Origin of the sequence: Arachnia propionica (assembly GCF_900637725.1) — a bacterium.
GTDB classification, from domain to species: Bacteria; Actinomycetota; Actinomycetes; order Propionibacteriales; family Propionibacteriaceae; genus Arachnia; species Arachnia propionica.
Genome location: NZ_LR134406.1, coordinates 3,118,787 through 3,135,336, shown reverse-complemented (window position 1 = coordinate 3,135,336; position 16,550 = coordinate 3,118,787). Strand labels below are relative to the sequence as shown.

13 protein-coding genes and 2 pseudogenes are annotated in these 16,550 nt (G+C 65.2%); 10 read left to right on the top strand and 5 right to left on the bottom strand.

The genetic code is table 11. From position 1 onward, the window contains the following. The first annotated feature begins 4 nt into the window (after positions 1-4). On the top strand, positions 5-586 hold the full coding sequence (locus EL272_RS13965; RefSeq protein WP_061787570.1) for a hypothetical protein: 582 nt from the start codon (positions 5-7) through the stop codon (positions 584-586). Between the two features lie 384 nt (positions 587-970). Next, the gene (locus tag EL272_RS13960; RefSeq protein ID WP_126409499.1) at positions 971-1,771 is read left to right on the top strand and encodes a hypothetical protein; all 801 of its coding nucleotides are present in this window, start codon (positions 971-973) and stop codon (positions 1,769-1,771) included. Between the two features lie 192 nt (positions 1,772-1,963). Here EL272_RS13960 and EL272_RS15850 read toward each other — a convergent pair. The 3 genes and pseudogenes from EL272_RS15850 to EL272_RS15355 all read right to left on the bottom strand — a co-directional run bounded on the left by EL272_RS15850 (position 1,964) and on the right by EL272_RS15355 (position 4,726). Further along, positions 1,964-2,503: pseudogene (locus tag EL272_RS15850) on the bottom strand (transposase family protein). Positions 2,504-3,205: 702 nt separating this feature from the next. After that, positions 3,206-3,754 carry a GNAT family N-acetyltransferase gene (locus EL272_RS13945; protein ID WP_061787573.1) on the bottom strand — a complete coding sequence of 183 codons (549 nt, stop codon included), beginning with the start codon at positions 3,752-3,754 and terminating at the stop codon, positions 3,206-3,208. Positions 3,755-4,564: 810 nt separating this feature from the next. Then, entirely contained in the window at positions 4,565-4,726 is a 162-nt protein-coding gene (locus tag EL272_RS15355) for a hypothetical protein (protein ID WP_159424541.1), read from the bottom strand. A gap of 570 nt (positions 4,727-5,296) precedes the next feature. Here EL272_RS15355 and EL272_RS13940 point away from each other — a divergent pair. After that, a complete protein-coding gene (locus EL272_RS13940) occupies positions 5,297-5,617 on the top strand; it encodes a hypothetical protein (RefSeq protein ID WP_061787574.1) in 321 nt (106 codons plus the stop codon). Here EL272_RS13940 and EL272_RS16110 read toward each other — a convergent pair. Together EL272_RS16110 and EL272_RS13930 are read right to left on the bottom strand one after the other, a co-directional pair. Then, positions 5,572-6,048: a DUF4411 family protein gene (locus EL272_RS16110; RefSeq protein ID WP_197720268.1), complete on the bottom strand. Its 477-nt coding sequence runs from the start codon at positions 6,046-6,048 to the stop codon at positions 5,572-5,574. The two genes, EL272_RS13940 and EL272_RS16110, sit on opposite strands and share 46 nt — an antisense overlap. Further along, positions 6,045-7,202 (bottom strand): ImmA/IrrE family metallo-endopeptidase, encoded by a 1,158-nt coding sequence (locus EL272_RS13930; RefSeq protein WP_061787575.1) that lies wholly within the window; start codon positions 7,200-7,202, stop codon positions 6,045-6,047. The genes EL272_RS16110 and EL272_RS13930 overlap by 4 nt, the downstream gene beginning before the upstream one ends. A gap of 606 nt (positions 7,203-7,808) precedes the next feature. Between EL272_RS13930 and EL272_RS13925 the strand changes: the two genes are divergently transcribed. The 7 genes and pseudogenes from EL272_RS13925 to EL272_RS13895 all read left to right on the top strand — a co-directional run bounded on the left by EL272_RS13925 (position 7,809) and on the right by EL272_RS13895 (position 16,549). Next, a complete protein-coding gene (locus tag EL272_RS13925; protein WP_126409497.1) occupies positions 7,809-8,255 on the top strand; it encodes a hypothetical protein in 447 nt (148 codons plus the stop codon). A gap of 627 nt (positions 8,256-8,882) precedes the next feature. Continuing rightward, on the top strand, positions 8,883-9,143 hold the full coding sequence (locus EL272_RS13920) for a hypothetical protein (RefSeq protein WP_126409495.1): 261 nt from the start codon (positions 8,883-8,885) through the stop codon (positions 9,141-9,143). Positions 9,144-9,393: 250 nt separating this feature from the next. Then, positions 9,394-9,537: pseudogene (locus EL272_RS13915) on the top strand (ISL3 family transposase); the annotation flags it as partial. Between the two features lie 475 nt (positions 9,538-10,012). Further along, positions 10,013-11,035, top strand: coding sequence for an ABC transporter substrate-binding protein (locus tag EL272_RS13910; RefSeq protein WP_061787578.1), 1,023 nt, complete (start codon positions 10,013-10,015; stop codon positions 11,033-11,035). Beyond that, a complete protein-coding gene (locus EL272_RS13905) occupies positions 11,035-12,051 on the top strand; it encodes a FecCD family ABC transporter permease (RefSeq protein WP_061787579.1) in 1,017 nt (338 codons plus the stop codon). Before EL272_RS13910 ends, EL272_RS13905 begins: the two co-directional genes overlap by 1 nt. Beyond that, positions 12,051-12,878, top strand: coding sequence for an ABC transporter ATP-binding protein (locus tag EL272_RS13900; protein WP_051015088.1), 828 nt, complete (start codon positions 12,051-12,053; stop codon positions 12,876-12,878). The genes EL272_RS13905 and EL272_RS13900 overlap by 1 nt, the downstream gene beginning before the upstream one ends. Then, positions 12,875-16,549 carry a cobaltochelatase subunit CobN gene (locus EL272_RS13895; protein ID WP_061787580.1) on the top strand — a complete coding sequence of 1,225 codons (3,675 nt, stop codon included), beginning with the start codon at positions 12,875-12,877 and terminating at the stop codon, positions 16,547-16,549. Before EL272_RS13900 ends, EL272_RS13895 begins: the two co-directional genes overlap by 4 nt. The last annotated feature ends 1 nt before the right edge of the window (position 16,550 follow it).

The following is a 16,550-nucleotide window of genomic DNA, read 5'->3' as shown; positions in this document are numbered from 1 at the left end:
CAAAGTGCACGACGACCCCACGCCGCGATTGGTGTTCCCGGACACCACTGTGCTGATCAATTTTGCCCTCGTTGACGAAATGCCGCTGCTTGGGCAGTTGGTGGCGAACAACGGCTCTTGGTGCGGCACGGTTGCCAGCGAGTGCGACGACCAGGCATCCAAGCAAGGGCTACCGCACATGCGCGATGCGCACGATATCTTTGGCGAGCCCTTGCGGTTGGAGACACCAGCGGAGTTCGTGAACTTCAGGCTGAATCAGGACTTCTTTCGGCAGGCATCCACCAACCCTGATGCCACTCATGCTGGAGAATCGGAGACCTTGGCCATTCTTACCTCACGAAGCATCAAGTCCGTGGTGGTTTCGGATGATGAGGGCGTTCCCCTTCGGCTCGCCAATTTGGATGTGAGTCCGACCATCCAAGCAACCACCTCGTGGCACTTTTTTCGTGTGGCCTACTGGAAGGGACACATCACTGAGACGCGCCTCTGGGAGATCCGCCGTATCTTGCTGGGCAAGAAGCGGGGTTGCCCCGACGAGGTTCGTGATCGTGCGCGATTCGCTGAATGGATAAAACCACCCTCCTGATCCAGCTGGGCGTCGGAATGCCAGCGCTATAGCGGAGGGTTCAGCAACCGTACCAGCGATCATGCCCGAACGAAGCGATCGGTTCATTGACCTGAGTTGCACACGTCTAGTGGCTTGGGCGTCTGAGTATTCTTGAGGTTTCGTCGGGATGGTTCGGCGATGAGGTGTTGGTCTGCGATGCTGATGGTGATGCCACCCCAACCTCAGCGAGGGTCTCCACCGCGTCACGCTTCGACCCGGGTTTGATGATCCGCGCCATCACCAACTGCTCGAACATTGATGAAGTGCTACACGTTTCGTCGCTGTCCACGAAACGTGTAGCACTCCAGGTGTTGTTGATACGCTCATTCCCGGCTGCTGCTCTGTGGATGCCATAGTGGTTGCATGAAGCACTCTCCTGAAGCGGACCTGTCGCCGGTTCGATTGCCCCGAGTACCCAAGCCGCAGCTGCCAGGCGGTTCCGTGGATCGCTATCCCGAGCTCGCGGCACCAAGGCAAGCGCTCGATCAGCTACGCATCGATCATCTGGAACTTGCCGCGCAGTCACTGATGGCTGCTGAAGGCAACCTTTACCTGCCCGACCTGATCGTCACTGCCATGATCCAGCGGAGCTACGGGGTGGTAGACGCGCTCATCGACGCAGTGGACACGTACAACATCCACGTAGCTGCCCCGTTGCTGCGCCTTCAGCTCGACACGCTGTTCCGAGCGCATTACATCGCCAGCGGAGCCGACGTCGACGACATCACCATGAGGCTCCTGCGAGGCGAGGAGTTTCGCAAGATCAAGGATGCTGATGGCAAGCCCTTGAACGACTATCGACTCAAAGAACTCGCAGCTCAGACCCACGCTTGGGCATTGCCCGTCTATGACGAGGCATCGGGCTGGGTTCATTTCTCTCTCAACCACATGCGTGCCACGACGCAAGCCGCAGATACGGACCGTTTTCACATGGGAGTACCACTGCGAGCAGACGTCATCCCCGAATCCCTCTGGCACGAAATCTACGGAGCGGCCATCCGAGCGACAACGGAACTGTTCGCTTATGTACGTGGCTGGGCGACCCGGAAAGGGATGCCTCCGGGGCAGGCACGAACGCTCAGTGATGTTCGTAAAGAGCGCACGAGAGACCAGTCCTCCAGCAAGCGACATTCGAGAACTTGCCGGGATCTCACGTCGTCATAGCTGGTTGCCGAGGTTGATGAGCCAAGTTGGCCCGCTGGCTGGCGCGTCGCCCGCGGGTCCGCTTCCACTTCACCCCGACCAGCTCGTCATGGTTGAACCTGGTCGAACGCTGGTTCCGGGAACTCACGGACAAGGAGGCTTATTCATAGGGTGTAGGCGAAGATGAGTCCGGTGACGGCTTGTATTGTGGTTTCAAAGTTGTATTGTGGTTTCAAAGGTGTTGTAGGGGCGGCGGTAATCAGTGTGGGGGACACGCCAGGTTTTGAAGTTCGCGATGACACGTTCGATAAGATAGCGGACGCGGTTGATGGTTGTGTTGTTTCTTTTATCGGTGTCGGTGAGTTCACCGTGGGTGGGTTTCTTCATGGGGGTGATCATTCCCAAACCGATGTAGCCCTTGAGGCTTATTCGCAGCCATCCGCAAGTGCGCTCTGACTAGGGGTTTCGCTGGTCGACGCGTCGCTATGCATAAGCCTCCTTGTTCCCAATATGACTTTGAGCATTGAGGGTTGTGAGGAAGTCGGATTCCTTGATGGCCTTCGCATCATGAACACTGCCCGGCAGGGGTGGGGAGACCCAGGCGAGGTGCCCTGCCAGGGTGCAGGCCACCTGCAGGTTCACCCCCGTCGTGCGGTGCTTGCCTGAATACAGCTCGGGGTGGTCGTGCCACGACCAGCAGGGCGCCAAAGTACCGTCGATGATGTACTGACGGTCCGGGTCAAGGTCCCCCACCTCAGGTATCCAGGCTTGGAGGGCTTCGGCGATCAGGGGGGGTGTAAGACGGCCACCACTCGTGAGATGGTGGCTTGGGAGACCGTGTGGATGTCGGCCAGCAACTCTTGGGTGAGATTGTGCCGCAGCATCAACACAGTGACTTGGATGCAGCGGAACAACCCTAGGACACGGGACCCTGCCGGGGGAAGATTCCCGGAGCAGGAGGTGTGGACCAGTTCACACAGGTCAAGGATCTGGTCACGGTCAAGGCTTGTGGCTGTCTTCACGGCAGCGGCTTGTCTTTCATCTGAGAGTCTTTGTGGTAAGACGCTTTGATCATCTCAGATCGGGCAAGCCGCCCTCGCGTCCCCTCGGAGCAAGGCATTAGCCGAGGAAAGTCAAAACACCCCTATGGATAAGCCTCTTGGGCATGGAGGCTTATTCATGGCCTCTCCGAGGCTGGTTGAGCCGGACCGCGACGAAGGAGCAGTCCGAGTCGAAACCACCCCGTGGGTATCTGAGGGCTCGGGGTCCGAGTGTGCTTCTCGGCTGCCGGGTGGTTTCGATACAGCCGTTCGCTGGCGCTCACGAGCTGGCTCAACCAGCATCCTGTGAACAAGCCTCAAGGCAAGTGAACCGTGGGAGCGCCGGTTGTGATGGTTGGGGCGTGGATAGGTTCAGGATTGGTGCGAGCCGAGGGTGTGGTTCCCGTCCGGGAAATCACACCTTGAGGTCGTCCCACACCAGCGGTGTGGTCCGGCCGGTCTCGAAGTCTGACCGGAGCAATCCGTAGGCGACGGAATCCCGCGGCGAACCGCCCGCCACCGGCCACGTCCTTCGATAACGCGCCTCCTTGACGAAACCGTTGTGGAGCAGGACCCGGCGCATCGCGATGTTGTCGTCGCGTGTCTGTGCCTCGACTCGCGTGATCCGTGGATAGGTGTCGAACAGATGGCGAACGAGTTCGCGGACCGTTTTCCTCCCCCAACCCCTTCCGCGCATCCCGTCGGCGAGACGGATGTCGAACAATGGTGCATCGCCGTCGAGATCATCGAGCCCCACGACCCCGACGAGACCGCCCCCGACCCGCACGGCGAGAAGCGCGTGCTCGGGAGGGGCGAAACCCCCGTCCGCTTTTCGTGATTCGATTTCTTCCCGGGTCGGGGACGGATTCACATGGAAGGGAAAGGTGTTTTCCAGCATGAACCGTGTGAACTCGTCCCAGTCACACCGATCGGTGGGGAAGAGCGGCTCGATCTCCACAGCCATGGGCACATGCTACCGGCCGGCCGCTACTGGAGCGCTGGATTCTCGGCGGAGCGACCGTCGCTGCTCCGGCAGGTGGCATCGCATGACGGGAAGGAGATGGAAGCGCTGGGAGGCTTATTCGCAGCCGTCCTCAAATGTGCTCTGACCAAGGGTTTCGCTGGCCAATACGTCGCCGTGGATAAGTCTCTGGGATGGCTCCATCAAGGGCCGACTGTGGAACAAAACCTTGGTGAAGCTGTATCTGTTCGCGGAAGCCGACAGCGATACCCGAGGTTCCGTGTGAGAAGCCGACCAAGAGTTCTCCCTGTGCCAAGTCGCTCGCCCACGACGCGCGATCGTGGTCCCACAATGCGAGTGCCTTCAGTCGGGTGGCGGCCGCGTGAGCCAAGTCCTCGGCTGCGTTGCTGGGAGGTGAGGAACGAGCGAGCAGCAATGATCCGGCCGCTCCCGAGACGATGCCGGGGCAGCGCTCACCCTGCTCCCAGAGCTGTTGAAATGCAGATACCACTTGGGCGCGGGTCCTTGCAGCAGGCGACGCGCCAAGGATGCCGGAGTTTCACCCAGAAGAGCGCAGAGAAATGTGGAAGTGACCCCCAAGGGGGCAAGGACGGCGTCCACGTCGTCCGCGCCGCGGAGAGAAGGCAGTTGCATCCAGCGAGTTCAGCGCTGTGCGCCGAGAGCGGCATCAATTTCGGTGGGTTCACCGAGGCGCTCCAAGAGGCCAGAGGCGAGCCACCAAGGAAGACGGGGGACGGGTATGCCAGGTCGCTTCAGTTTGCTGCGGCGAGGGGGTGGGTGAAATCCGTGAGGTCAGGGTTTGAACGCCCAGATCCTGACGATCCGCGCGATTGCCACAAGCGAAATCGCCACAACGGCCCCGATGGCGAACGCTCTGTTGCCGAGAAAGACAAAGGAAAAAATTCCGAACAGTGCGATCAGGATGAGTGCGGCAACACTAGCTCTGTTGCTCATCAATGACTCCGATTCTGTGGGGGGTGAAGATGGGGGAGGGTGCCACTCTCCCCCATCAGGGGTCAGCTCTTGCAGCCCGGGCGGGGGAGAAACAAAAGCACAGACTGTCCAGCCCGAATACCACGGGACGCATCAGCAGCCGAAGGTGCCGACCAAGCCACTGCCAGCCGCACCGCTGGTCTCGTCGAGTTCGATGTCAGACAGTTCAAAGGGGTCTTAATAGGATTCCCAGCGTATCACTATCCCACCCTGACGCCAGCTTCCGAGTTGACTCATGCTAGATGCCCGCACTGGGGCCCCTGAGCGGACGCGGTGGTGACGATCGCGGGCTGGCATCGTGACCATGCCCGCAAGATGCTGCGCCAGGCAGCGGCTGGTGAGCTGCCCGGCCCACACACGCCCCGTGAACGCATGCTGCGCTACGGCCAGGAGGTCACCGACGCGTTGGTGCGGTGCTGGGTGCTACTCGACGGCATCGCCTCGAAGTGCTTGGCCCCGGCTATTAGCCGCGCTGGAAGGCCTCGACCAGCTCGGCATGACCGAGGACACCAAGGCCCTCTGCTACTGACCATGTCACCAACCACCATGGACCGCCACCTCAAGCCCTACCTGCAAGGCCTGCTCGTCCCGGCAAGGACCATCCATACCAAACCGGGCAGCCTGCTGAAGTCCTCGATCCCGATGAAAACCTGGGCCGCCTGGAACGACACCCGACCCGGGTTGATCGAGATCGATCTGCTCGGCAACGACGACGGCGACAACAACAGCGAGTTCCACTACAGCCTCAACGCTACCGATATCGCTACGCTGGAAGGTAGACGACGTGCTCGAGGCGGGGCACGCCGTCATCGGCGGAACTGCGGGGTAGTCCCTGAACGGCGACTTTCGTGACCGCCCAGACCGCGCCACGAACCTGGACAACCTGGCCGGGCTCCGGGGGTGCTGGAATGCTGCGGGCGTTGGTGGGTGCGGGAGATGTCTGAGGCGTCATGGTGTGTGATTCGTGGGCTGTGGGAGTGGGGCTGTGCTGCATTTCTAAACGGATGGAAGCATTGGTGGTTGGATGATCCGATGTTCCTCTCTTCGACTTGGTGGGCAGCGCCGGGAAGGTCAAGGGTGACACCGGTACTACGTAGCATTTCAAAGGTGTTGACCCAATGGACTTCAAGTCCTTGGCAGGCGTCAGGAATCTTAACCCGGCTGGATACCGTGCCTTGAGCGTGTGCCTGGTCGAGCCATTTCCAGAAGCCGGGCGCGATGTCAAAGGCGTAGTAGCGGTTCTTTGCCTCGATGAGGACGTTGGCGTCTACGAGGTATTTCACGCTAGTCCTGCTCTCTCCGCCAGCCCCTCGAAGGTCGAGTGCTTAACGGTCCCGAGCAGCCGGTAGGCATCCTGGTAGGTCGTTCGTCCCTCCAGGGCTGCGGAGATCACAGCTCGGGTGAAGGGGAGCCCAAGGCGTCGCAGCTGGGTGTGGTAGTAGTTCCCGCCCCCACCGTGATTCTCCTGGGAATCCATGAGATCCATGACGCGCTGACGCTCGGTCTCGTATCGGGTCTTGTACTCGTCCCGCGTGAGATACCCAGCATCCCGGAGTCTGGCGAGCACGACGAGGGTGCTGACTGTGTAGCGGGACGCCAGACGGTCCAGCTCGTCTTCAGCACAGCTCCTTGGCCGTTCCGACCGGAGCGAGTCGAGAGGTACCAAGACCTCCGCGGCAACCTGGTTGCACCAGCGCTCCTCCTCCTCTTTCGTTCCCTGCGCGGCGCCCGCAGCTGCGTCGGAGAGCGCAGTGCACCCCAGCCACAGGTGGGCGAGCTCGTGAACGAGGGTGAAGATCTGCGCGGCCTTGGTGTCCGCCCCGTTGACGAAGACAAGCGGGGCGATGTCATCGGCCAGGGCGAACCCCCGGAACTCCTCCGGATCGAGCTTGCGGTGGGTGTCCGAGCCGACGATCCCGTTGACCATGACCAGGACACCCATGGCCTCGGTGCGCTCGATGAGATCTGTCAACGCAGTGGACCAGTTGGACACAGACCGCTCGTCGAGACGGAGCGCGGCACGAATACGAGCGGCGGCCTCCTCCGCCGGAGTGGAGAGGGTTGTCGATCCCACGAAGCTGAGCGGGGTCGCCCCGGAGTCGAGGGCGTCGTCACGGTACCAGTCCTGGCGTCTCTGGCACAGATAGATCGTCTCCAGCAGGTCGGCAGACGGCTCGCGGACTCCGGCGTCGCGAATGGTCCGCATATCCGGGATGGGGATGTCCTCAACCGGCGGTTCGGGCAGGAAAAGCATCCCGAAGGGTGCGTGGGTGGCGGCAGCGAATTTCTCCACCTGTTTGAGGGTGGGGCGTGCGGTCCCGTCGATCCACGCGTCGAGCTTGGGTGCGCGTTTGCGGGCAGCTTCCTCGTCCCAGCGCGCCCGTCTCACGGCCCAGCGCAGCAGGTTGGGAGCGATGTCAACACGGACGGTCGTCACGGCCCCTCCTCTACGTTCGGCTCCGTGCACCAGTCTGCCTTATACCTCTGGCATGTTCCGCATGAACGACGGGGCCAACCGATTAACGGTGTAGGTGAAGGCTTCCGCTGGTGAAGTGTCGCCATGGACTGCCCGAAGCACTCACCCGACCACCCCAGGAGCACGGGAACTGCGACCAGTCCAGGGCTCAGCTCTCATCCGCCACGTGTCGGGGAGCCGTTATCGAACCCCGGAGCCGAGGAAATCCTGTCAGCTACTTGATGTGGCACCCCCGCATACTGACCGGATCGCCGGGATGTGCAGGAGAAGGTGACCGATGAAGGCGGAGACGACGAATGGTCAGTCTGCACACTCCTGGAGTGCGCTCCCCGGCGGAGAAACGACCAACAAATATCGTGGTCAGCGCACGATGGACGTGACCGAAGCTTTCTCGGTAACAGCTTTCGTCGACTCTCGTCGCGTAGGGGTTGTGCTCTCGCCTGACGAAATTTAGCCTGAACACCAGGCAGCGATCGCCAGGCACATCTCAGGGAAAGGAGATGACATGAAGAACATCATCAGTACATTTTGGCGCTGCTCGTGGGGTGCAGCATGCTCGCGGCGCCCATGACAGAGGCCAGAGCCGACGACAGCTCTTCAACAGCGTCCCGCAGCGAGAACGGCGAGTTCACGGACGCCGAGGGCAAACTGCGCATCGACTACGAGGCCGCCAAGCGCCTGTACCCCGAACGTGACCTGTCGGTCCTAGCCGAAGCGGCCAAAGGCGGCGTCACCCCGCCCTACAGCTCCGGGGCAGAAGGAATCCAGGAGTACGCCTCGTGCGTGGTCAAGGGGTCCAATCCATTCATCGGGTTCATTGATGTTGACTGGAAGCTGCTCCGCACCTGGGTCACCCAGCGGAACTGGGGAGCGCTCGCGCGTCACCTCGGCAAGGAAGTTCCAAAACGCGCCGCCAAGATCGGTATCAAAGAGGTCGTCAAACTGAATCCGTGGGGAATTGCTGTGACCTTGGCAACGTCGGCGATCGCCTGTGTTTTCTGGCAGCAGTGGTAGTTTTTGGCTCCCGATGGTGATTTGAGATCGCAATGACGATGAAAACGAAGAACTGGTATAGCTCCGTCGAAGACCATCTTCGAATATACACACCGTCGGTGGGTGCCTACCTGTTTCGAGGAATTGGGACGTTCGTGGTCGTTGCTGTCCTGTTCCCGCCTGCCCGGTTCCTCGGGGCCGCAATCGTGGGGATTGCGATGGTGGTCGTGGAATGTGTCGTCTATCAGATCGTCTGGGCAATCCATCTTCGTCGACTGCGTCGCAAGTATCCGAACCGCCCGCATCGGTGAAGAATGGTGCCGCAAGGCATCATTCTCGCCCGCGCGTAGAGGTATCGCGGCGCCGCGATACCTCTACAGCGACGGCAGATGCGGCAGGTGGCTTCCTCTGTCAACGAACGAAGAAAAGATATACGATTTACATGAGGCATGGTGGGATGCGGGATCAGCAAACCGCAATGCGGTCCTATGGGGCAGAATTCGGATTCGGCTCCACATTCGTTTCCTCTCGGGTGCTGATAAATGAATGCCGTGTGAGGGGAGCTGCACGCGTTACCGGCCGATCGTGGCCGGAGTTCTGGGTCCCCGGTGGAGTGATCCTTGTTGCCGGAGCAGGTATCATCGCATGATGGGAAGGAGATGGAAGTACTGGGATGGTTCCATCAAGGGCCATCTGTGGAACAAAACCTCGGTGAAGCTGTATCTGTTCCAGGGGATCGGGGTATTCCTGATCTGCGTTTTTCTGTATCCGCGTTCCCGTTTCATCGGGGCCGCCGCCCTCGCTGTGGGGTTCGTGGCCGTCGACCTCATCGTCCAGGTCATTCGCGTCCGCCGACTGCAGCGCCGGAAACTCCAGGAGGTCGAGGGGCATCCGAACCAAGCCCCGTGACTCCTGCTGAAACGCGTGGGGGGACGGGCGTGATGGCAGGCATATGGGGCTCTTCCCAAACGAGGGTGTGGGTAGGGGTTCCGGCGTGGCTGCTGGGTGAGGGGGTCGAGGCCTCCCGAGGATGGAAGCTCTCACACCACTCATCTGGAAGACCTCGACGTGTCCAACGCTACCTTCAGCGCGCCTGATCTGACCATGTTCTGCCGGCTTGACGGACTCGGGTTGAAGGTGACCGGTTAACACGTGACTTCAGGCCGCCGAGGGGCTCGGTGTCGCATGAGACACCGCCAACGATGCGATCATCGCTGAAGGCAAGCGGGTGTTGATCGATTACCCTGCTCGGTTCTACGGGGTCACCGTGCTGGGGGTCGATGAGCATTGCTGGCGTCACACCTGCGGTGAGGCCGCCAGGACCCACCGGCTCACCCGCGGGGCCCTGCACTATGAGGTCCACCTCGCGCCGCACGACGTCCCACACGGGGGGCACGTTCTGCCGCTCGTCGACCAGGACGGAGCCTCAAGCCGGGTCAGTCGCTGTGGGCCGGCCCGCAGGGCGCTCACCGGGCCTGGCGGGCAGACCCCTGCGCCGTTCTACGCATGGTGAGACCGAGCTGCTGGCCCGCACCCGCCAACCCGAAGATAGATTAGTCTTGCCTAAAAGAGTATTCGGATGGGTGGAATCTGCTGCGCTCGTCCCGGTGAAGCTCTGGCTTCGCCGTCCCATCGAGACCGCACGATCCAGCGCGATCACCCGCGTCCGTCTCGTCGGGCCACCACGACGATCCTCGTGAAGATCCACCTACCAACACACTCTCCGCGATTTGTTGCCCAAAACTTGGACCAAACCGGTTCCGGAAAGGACCAGCCCCGTGCTGCGACGCTGCCTGAGTCTCTTGTTGCTCGCCGTGCTGAGCCTGGCCGCCGCGTGCAGTTCCGCGTCCAGCGCGCCCGAGATGCCCTCGGCCAGCCCGGCCGAGGCGGGTTCGATCAGCCTGTCCGGGGACTCCTTCCCCCTCACCGTGACCGATACCGCCAAGCGGAGCGTGAAACTGGAGAAACGTCCCGAACGGGTGGTCTTCCTCTCCGGTACGCCCCTCAACATCTGGTACGACGCGGGCGGCACCGCGGTCGGACGCCCCGAGCTCACCGGCAACCTCCGCCTCGCCAGCGAACACGCCGAGAAGATCATGGCGCTGCCCTCGGTCGGCTTGCCCTACGCCACGGACACCGAGGCCGTGGCGGCACTCAACCCCGACCTGGTGGTCGGCATCGAAGGAGTCCACGACTCGGCCGCCGCGGCCTACCAGAACCTGGGGATCGCCACCGTGCTGCTGCGGGTCCGTTCCCACCGCGACCTGCAGCAGGTCTACCGCGCCTTCGGGGTGCTCGGCGGCAACCCGGAACTCGCGGGGCAGCGCCTCGCCGCCATCGACGCGCGCTACAGCGAGATCCTGGCCAAGGCCCCGAAGAAACCGCTGTCGGTGGCCATCCTGTTCGTCACCGCCGACACCATCTCGGTGAAACTCGACAACAGCATCGCCGGGCAGATGGCCAACGACCTCGGCCTCACCAACATCGCCTCGGGCGCGACCCCCGACAACCCCGGGTCGGAGACCACCCCGCTCGACATCGAGTTCATCGTCGCCCGGCAGCCTGACCACGTGCTGGTCACGTCCATGGTCGGCAACAACGACCTCGCCCGGCAGACCCTCCAGACCCAGCTTGACCAGAACCCCGCCTGGAAGGCCATCGATGCCATCCGGGAGGGACGCATCAGCTACCTTCCACAGCAGTACTTCCTGTTCAACGCCGGGCCCTACTACGACGACGCGCTCGCCTACCTGGCCGCCACGGTCCACCCGGAGGTTTTCGGCGCCCCGGTGGAGCCCTGATGGCGGTCGCGGCCGTCCATGCCCAGCCGGGCCTGCGGGAACGCACCTGGTACCGGGCCCTGGTCTTCGCCGGTCTCGGCGTCCTGCTGCTGGCCGGGATGCTGTTCGCGATCGGCAGCGGCACCCTGAGCCTCAGCCCGGGCCAGGTCGCCGCCGCGCTGACCGGCTCCGGGGACGTGCAGTGGCAGCGGGTGGTGTGGGACATCCGGTTGCCCCGCATGCTGGTGAGCACCCTGGTCGGCATGAACCTGGCCACCTCCGGGGCGATCCTGCAGGCGGTGATGGGCAACCCGCTGGCCGACCCCGGGATCATCGGGGTGTCGTCCGGGGCTGGGCTGGCCGGGATCTCGGTGCTGTTGGTCTTCCCGCAGTATCAGGGGCTGGTCCCGCTGGTCGCCTTCCTCGGCGCCATGGCGGCCGCGATCGTCATCTACGTGCTGGCCTGGCGCGGCGGCATCCAGCCGATCCGGGTGATCCTCGCCGGGGTCGCGGTCTCGGCGCTGTGCGCGGCCGGGATCAGCGCCGTCATGGTGCTGTTCTCCGACCGGATCCAGGGGGCGCTGATGTTCATGAACGGCGCCATGACCCTCAAGGGCTGGTCCGAGTGGCAGCAGCTGTGGCCCTATTCGGTGGCCATGCTCACGGTGGCGCTGTTCACCGTGCGGCGGCTGGACGTCATCGTGCTCGGCGACGACGTCGCCCGCGGCCTCGGCATGAACGTGCAGGCCAACCGCCTGGCCCTGACGGCGGTCGCGGCCCTGCTCGCGGCGAGCGCCGTCAGCGCCGTGGGCCTGCTGGGCTTCGTCGGCCTGATCGTGCCCCACATCGTGCGCCTGGTCGTCGGCACCAGCCACGCCCTGCTGATCCCCGGCTCGATCGTCCTCGGGGGCGCCCTGGTCACCATCAGCGACACGGTCTCCCGGACGCTGTTCAGCCCGGTCGAGATCCCCGTCGGGATCATGATGGCGGTGCTGGGCGTCCCCTTCTTCCTGTTCCTGCTGCGAAGGGCCCTGTGATGACGGCGCGGATCAGCGCCCGCGGGCTGCGGCTCAGCCTGGGTGGCAGGCGCATCCTGGACGGCATCGACCTCGACTTCGCGCCGGGCCGGGTGCACGGCATCCTCGGGCCCAACGGCTGCGGCAAGACCACCCTCATCCGGGCCCTCAGCGGCGCGTTGCGTCCCGACGCGGGGGAGGTGCGCCTCGACGACGCTCCCATCCGGGCGCTGTCCCCCGCGGGTCTCGCCCGGGTGATGGCGGTCGTGTGGCAGGGCGGCCAGGTCAGCGGCGACGTCACGGTGCGGCGCCTCATCGGTTACGGACGCTACGCCTATCTGCCCTGGTGGCGGCTGAACCCCTCCGGGCGCGACCCCGCGATCGAGGAGGCCATGGCCGTCACCGGGGTCGCCCACCTGTCCCACCGGCTGGTGGCGTCCCTGTCGGGCGGCGAACGGCAACGCGTGTGGATTGCCATGGCCCTGGCCCAGCAGCCGAGGGTGCTGCTGCTGGACGAACCCACCACCTACCTCGACATCGCCCACCAGCTCGACGTGCTGGAGCTGATCCGCGACCTGAACCAGCGCAGCGGCCTCACCGTCATCACGGTGCTGCACGACCTGGCCCAGGCCGCCCGCTACTGCGACCGCTGCGTCGTGATGGGCGAGGGCCGGGTCCGGACGGATGGCGTCCCGGCCGAGGCGCTGTCCGCCGGTCAGATCGAACGAAACTTCGCCGTGAACGCCTGGGTCACCACCGACCCCAGCGCCGGCCATCCGGTGATCGTCCCGCGGCACCGGGTGAGCGCGGCGCCGCCGGAGAACCGGGAAACGGAAGGAGCACCATGAGGATCGTCGCGATCACCCACTACCCGGGTGCACTGCGTTGTTTCATCGACACCGCCGCCCACCTCGACCGCACGGTCCCCGGTTGGGGCAGCCTCACGCTGTTCGACTCCGCCCAGCCCCTCGGCGACGCCGACGCTCTCGCCGGGGCGGTCTCGTCCGCCGACGCGGTCATCGTGGACCTGATGCGCTCCGACCCGGCCTGGCAGGATGCCCTGGCGCCGATCCTGGACGGATACCCGGGCCACCTGCTGCCCTTCGGCATGCAATTCGCCGGCCAGACCCGGCTTGGCCAGTTCCGGCTCGCTCCCGGGACGATGCCGCCGATGATGCTGGGTGCACCCCCCGAGCCGCCCCGCGGCGTGGACGATTCCCAGGCCCGGCGGGACGCGATGACCTTCTCCCGGCTCGCCCGCGCCTACCGGACGATGCGCGGCGGCGACGCCCTGTTCGTGCTCGGCACCCTGCTGCGCGACTACGGTGACCAGCCCGGCCTCGACGTCCCCGAGCCGAGCCCCCAAACCCCCGGTGTGCACCTGGCCGACCCGGCCACCCGGGCCCGCTACGCCAGCGCCGAGGACTACCTCGCCGCCCACCCGGGGCCGAAGGGACGCCCCGTCGTGGCACTGCTGTACAACGGGGTCAGCTACCCCACCGACCCCGAACCCGTTGCGGCCAGGCTCGCCGAGGCGCTCTCGGGCGACGCCTGGGTGCTGCCGGTCGCGATCGAGACCGACGCCGCGAGCGCGGTCGACCGGATCCTGGAACTGTGCGCCACCCCCGGCCTCGAACCTGACCTCGTGGTGACCCTGATGAGTTTCCGGTTCGGTGCCGGCCCCACTGGCGGTGACGCCGACCACGGCGTCGCCGCCCTCAACCGGCTGGGCGTGCCCTACCTGTCACCGATCCTGCTGACCCGCACCACCGCCGAGGAGTGGTTGCACCACTCCAACGGGCTGGGGCCATCCGAGGTGCTGGTCTCGGTGATGCTGCCCGAGTTCGACGGGGCGATCAACCAGATCCCCATCGCCGCCATGACCCCACCCCGGCACGACGCCCGCCACCGGGTCGACACCGCCGAACTGCAGGTCATCGACGAGCAGCTCAACCGGCTGGTGGGGCGGGTCCGGGGGCTGCTGCGGCTGCGGGGCCTGGCGAACGCCGACAAGCGGGTCTGCCTCATCGGATACGACTACCCGGCCGGGGAGGGCAACCTGCTGGCGGCCTCGCAGCTCGACGTCGCCGAATCCATCGCCGCGATCCTGGCCGAACTCCACCGGACGGGCTACCGCACCCAGCCGGTGACCGCCGCCCGGCTGCGCGCCGACCTCATGGCGGGCCAGGTCAACTCCCCCGCCTACCTCACTGAGGTGCAGCCGCTCACCTACCCGCACCGGCAGGCCCAGGCCGACCTCGGCGACCAGCAGGCGTGGGACGAGGTCACCCGGGCCTGGCCAGCGGACGGGCCGCGTCCCATGGTCGATTCTGACGGGGACTACCTGATCCCCCACGTCGAGTACGGCAACGTGCTGGTGGGCGTCCAGCCGGGGCGCGCCCCCGAGGTGGACGACGCCCTGGCCCACGACAACACCGTCCCGCCGCACCCCCAGTACCTGGCCTACTACACCTGGCTGCAGCACGTGTGGCGGGCCGACGTGATCGTCCACGTCGGCACCCACGGCACGCTGGAGTTCCTGAAGTCGAAGGAGAACGCGGTCAGCGTGCACGACTTCCCCGACCTCATGGTCGGCGATATCCCACACGTCTACTTGTACTACGCGGGCAACCCGGCCGAGGCGCTGCTGGCCAGGCGTCGCTCCCACGCGACGCTGGTCAGCTACCAGCCGCCCGTCATGACCTCCGGCGGGCTGCACGACGAGCTGGAGGAGCTGGCCGAGGCCCTGGCCGCCTACCGGCGCAGCCACGCCATGACCTCGCAAAGCAGCGAGGATCAGCTTGCCGACCTCAGGCAGCGCGCGGAACGGGCTCACCTGCCCACCGACCCCGACCAGCTGGAGGGCGAGCTGGAGCGGCTGCGCGCCCAGCTGATCCCCCTGGGGCTGCACGTCTTCGGCAGCCACTGGGACGCCGGCGAGGTGGCCTACATGGTCGCCGGGGTGATTGGCAACGGGGTGGGCGACCTGGCCCCCGGGTACGAGTTGATGGCCGCCGCCGATGGGCTGGAGGCCGAACGCATCCACCGGCTCAGTGAGGCCGAGATCGCCCGCTACGACGAGGCCGCCAAACGGCTGGTGGAGGTGGCGCTGACCAGCCAGGCCCCGGCCGCGGACCTGGCCGGGGACGAGACCTCCCGGGCCGTGATCGTCCGGGCCCGCGAGCTGGCGCTCCGGTTCGCCGCCAACCAGGAATGGGAGTTCCTCCATCGCGCCTTGTCCGGACGCCACGTGGAGGCCCGGCTCGGGGGAGACGCCATCCGCAACCCCGAGGTCCTGCCCAGCGGGGCCTCCCTCTACCAGTTCGACCCCCGGCAGGTGCCCAGCGCGCTGGCCGCCCGCCGAGGGGCCGAGATGGCGGCCCAGATCGTCGAGGTCTACCGGGACGGCCACGGCGGCGCCTGGCCATCCTGCGTCGGGCTGGTGCTGTGGGGTCTGGAGACGACCCGGACCCACGGCGAGACCTACGCCCAGGTGATGTCGCTGATCGGGGTGCGCCGGGCCCCGTCTCGGCGTCCCGGCCTGCCCGGCTGGGAGGTCATCCCCCGCGAGGAGCTGCCCGGGCCGCGGGTGGATGTGGTGGTCACGATCTCCGGGTTCTTCCGGGACCTGTTCGGCACCCTCGTCGAGGAGCTGGACGACATGTTCGCCGCGGTCGCCGCGCTCGACGAACCGGACGAGATCAACCCGATCGCGGCCAGGACGAGGCAGCTTCGCCAGCACCTGCTGGACGGCGGGATGACCGAGCCCGAGACCCGCGAACTCAGCCACGTCCGGGTCTTCGGGCCACCACCGGAGCTATATGCCACCGGGCTGACCGACGTGATCGACACCGGAAACTGGTCCTCGACGACGGACCTGGCCGAACACTTCACCCAGGGCGCCCAGCACCTCTACTCCCGGCACCGGCACGGCGAGAAGGTGCCCGGCCTGTACCGCGGGCACCTGGCGGACGTGCAGCTCGTCGCCCAGTGCCGCTCGTCCAACGAACACCACATCACCGACCTCGACCACTACTTCGAGTTCCTGGGTGGGATGAGCGCCGGGGTCGCCGCGGCCCGCGGTGAGGCGGTTCCGACGCTGGTGACCGACACCACCGGGCGGCGGGTGCACACGGCGACGGCCGCCGACGCGGCCCGGGCCGGGCTGTACGCCCAGCTGTTCAACCCGGCCTGGGTTGAGGCGATGCTGGCCCACGGCCACCAGGGGGTGGGGGAGATCGCCGAGCGCACCACCAACCTGCTGGGCCTGGCCGCTACCACCGGCGAGATGGCCGACTGGATGTTCGACGCGGTTTGCGACCGGTTCCTCGGCGATCCGGAGATGCTGAGGCGTCTCCGCGAGGCCAACCCGCACGCCACGGCGGCCATCGCCGGGCGTCTGCTGGAGGCGAACCGGCGCGACCTGTGGCAGGCCTGCGAGGAGCGGATCGACACGCTGGAGAACGTCCAGTTCGACACCGATGCCGGACTGGAGGGGGCCGGGGAGACCGGTGCCTAGG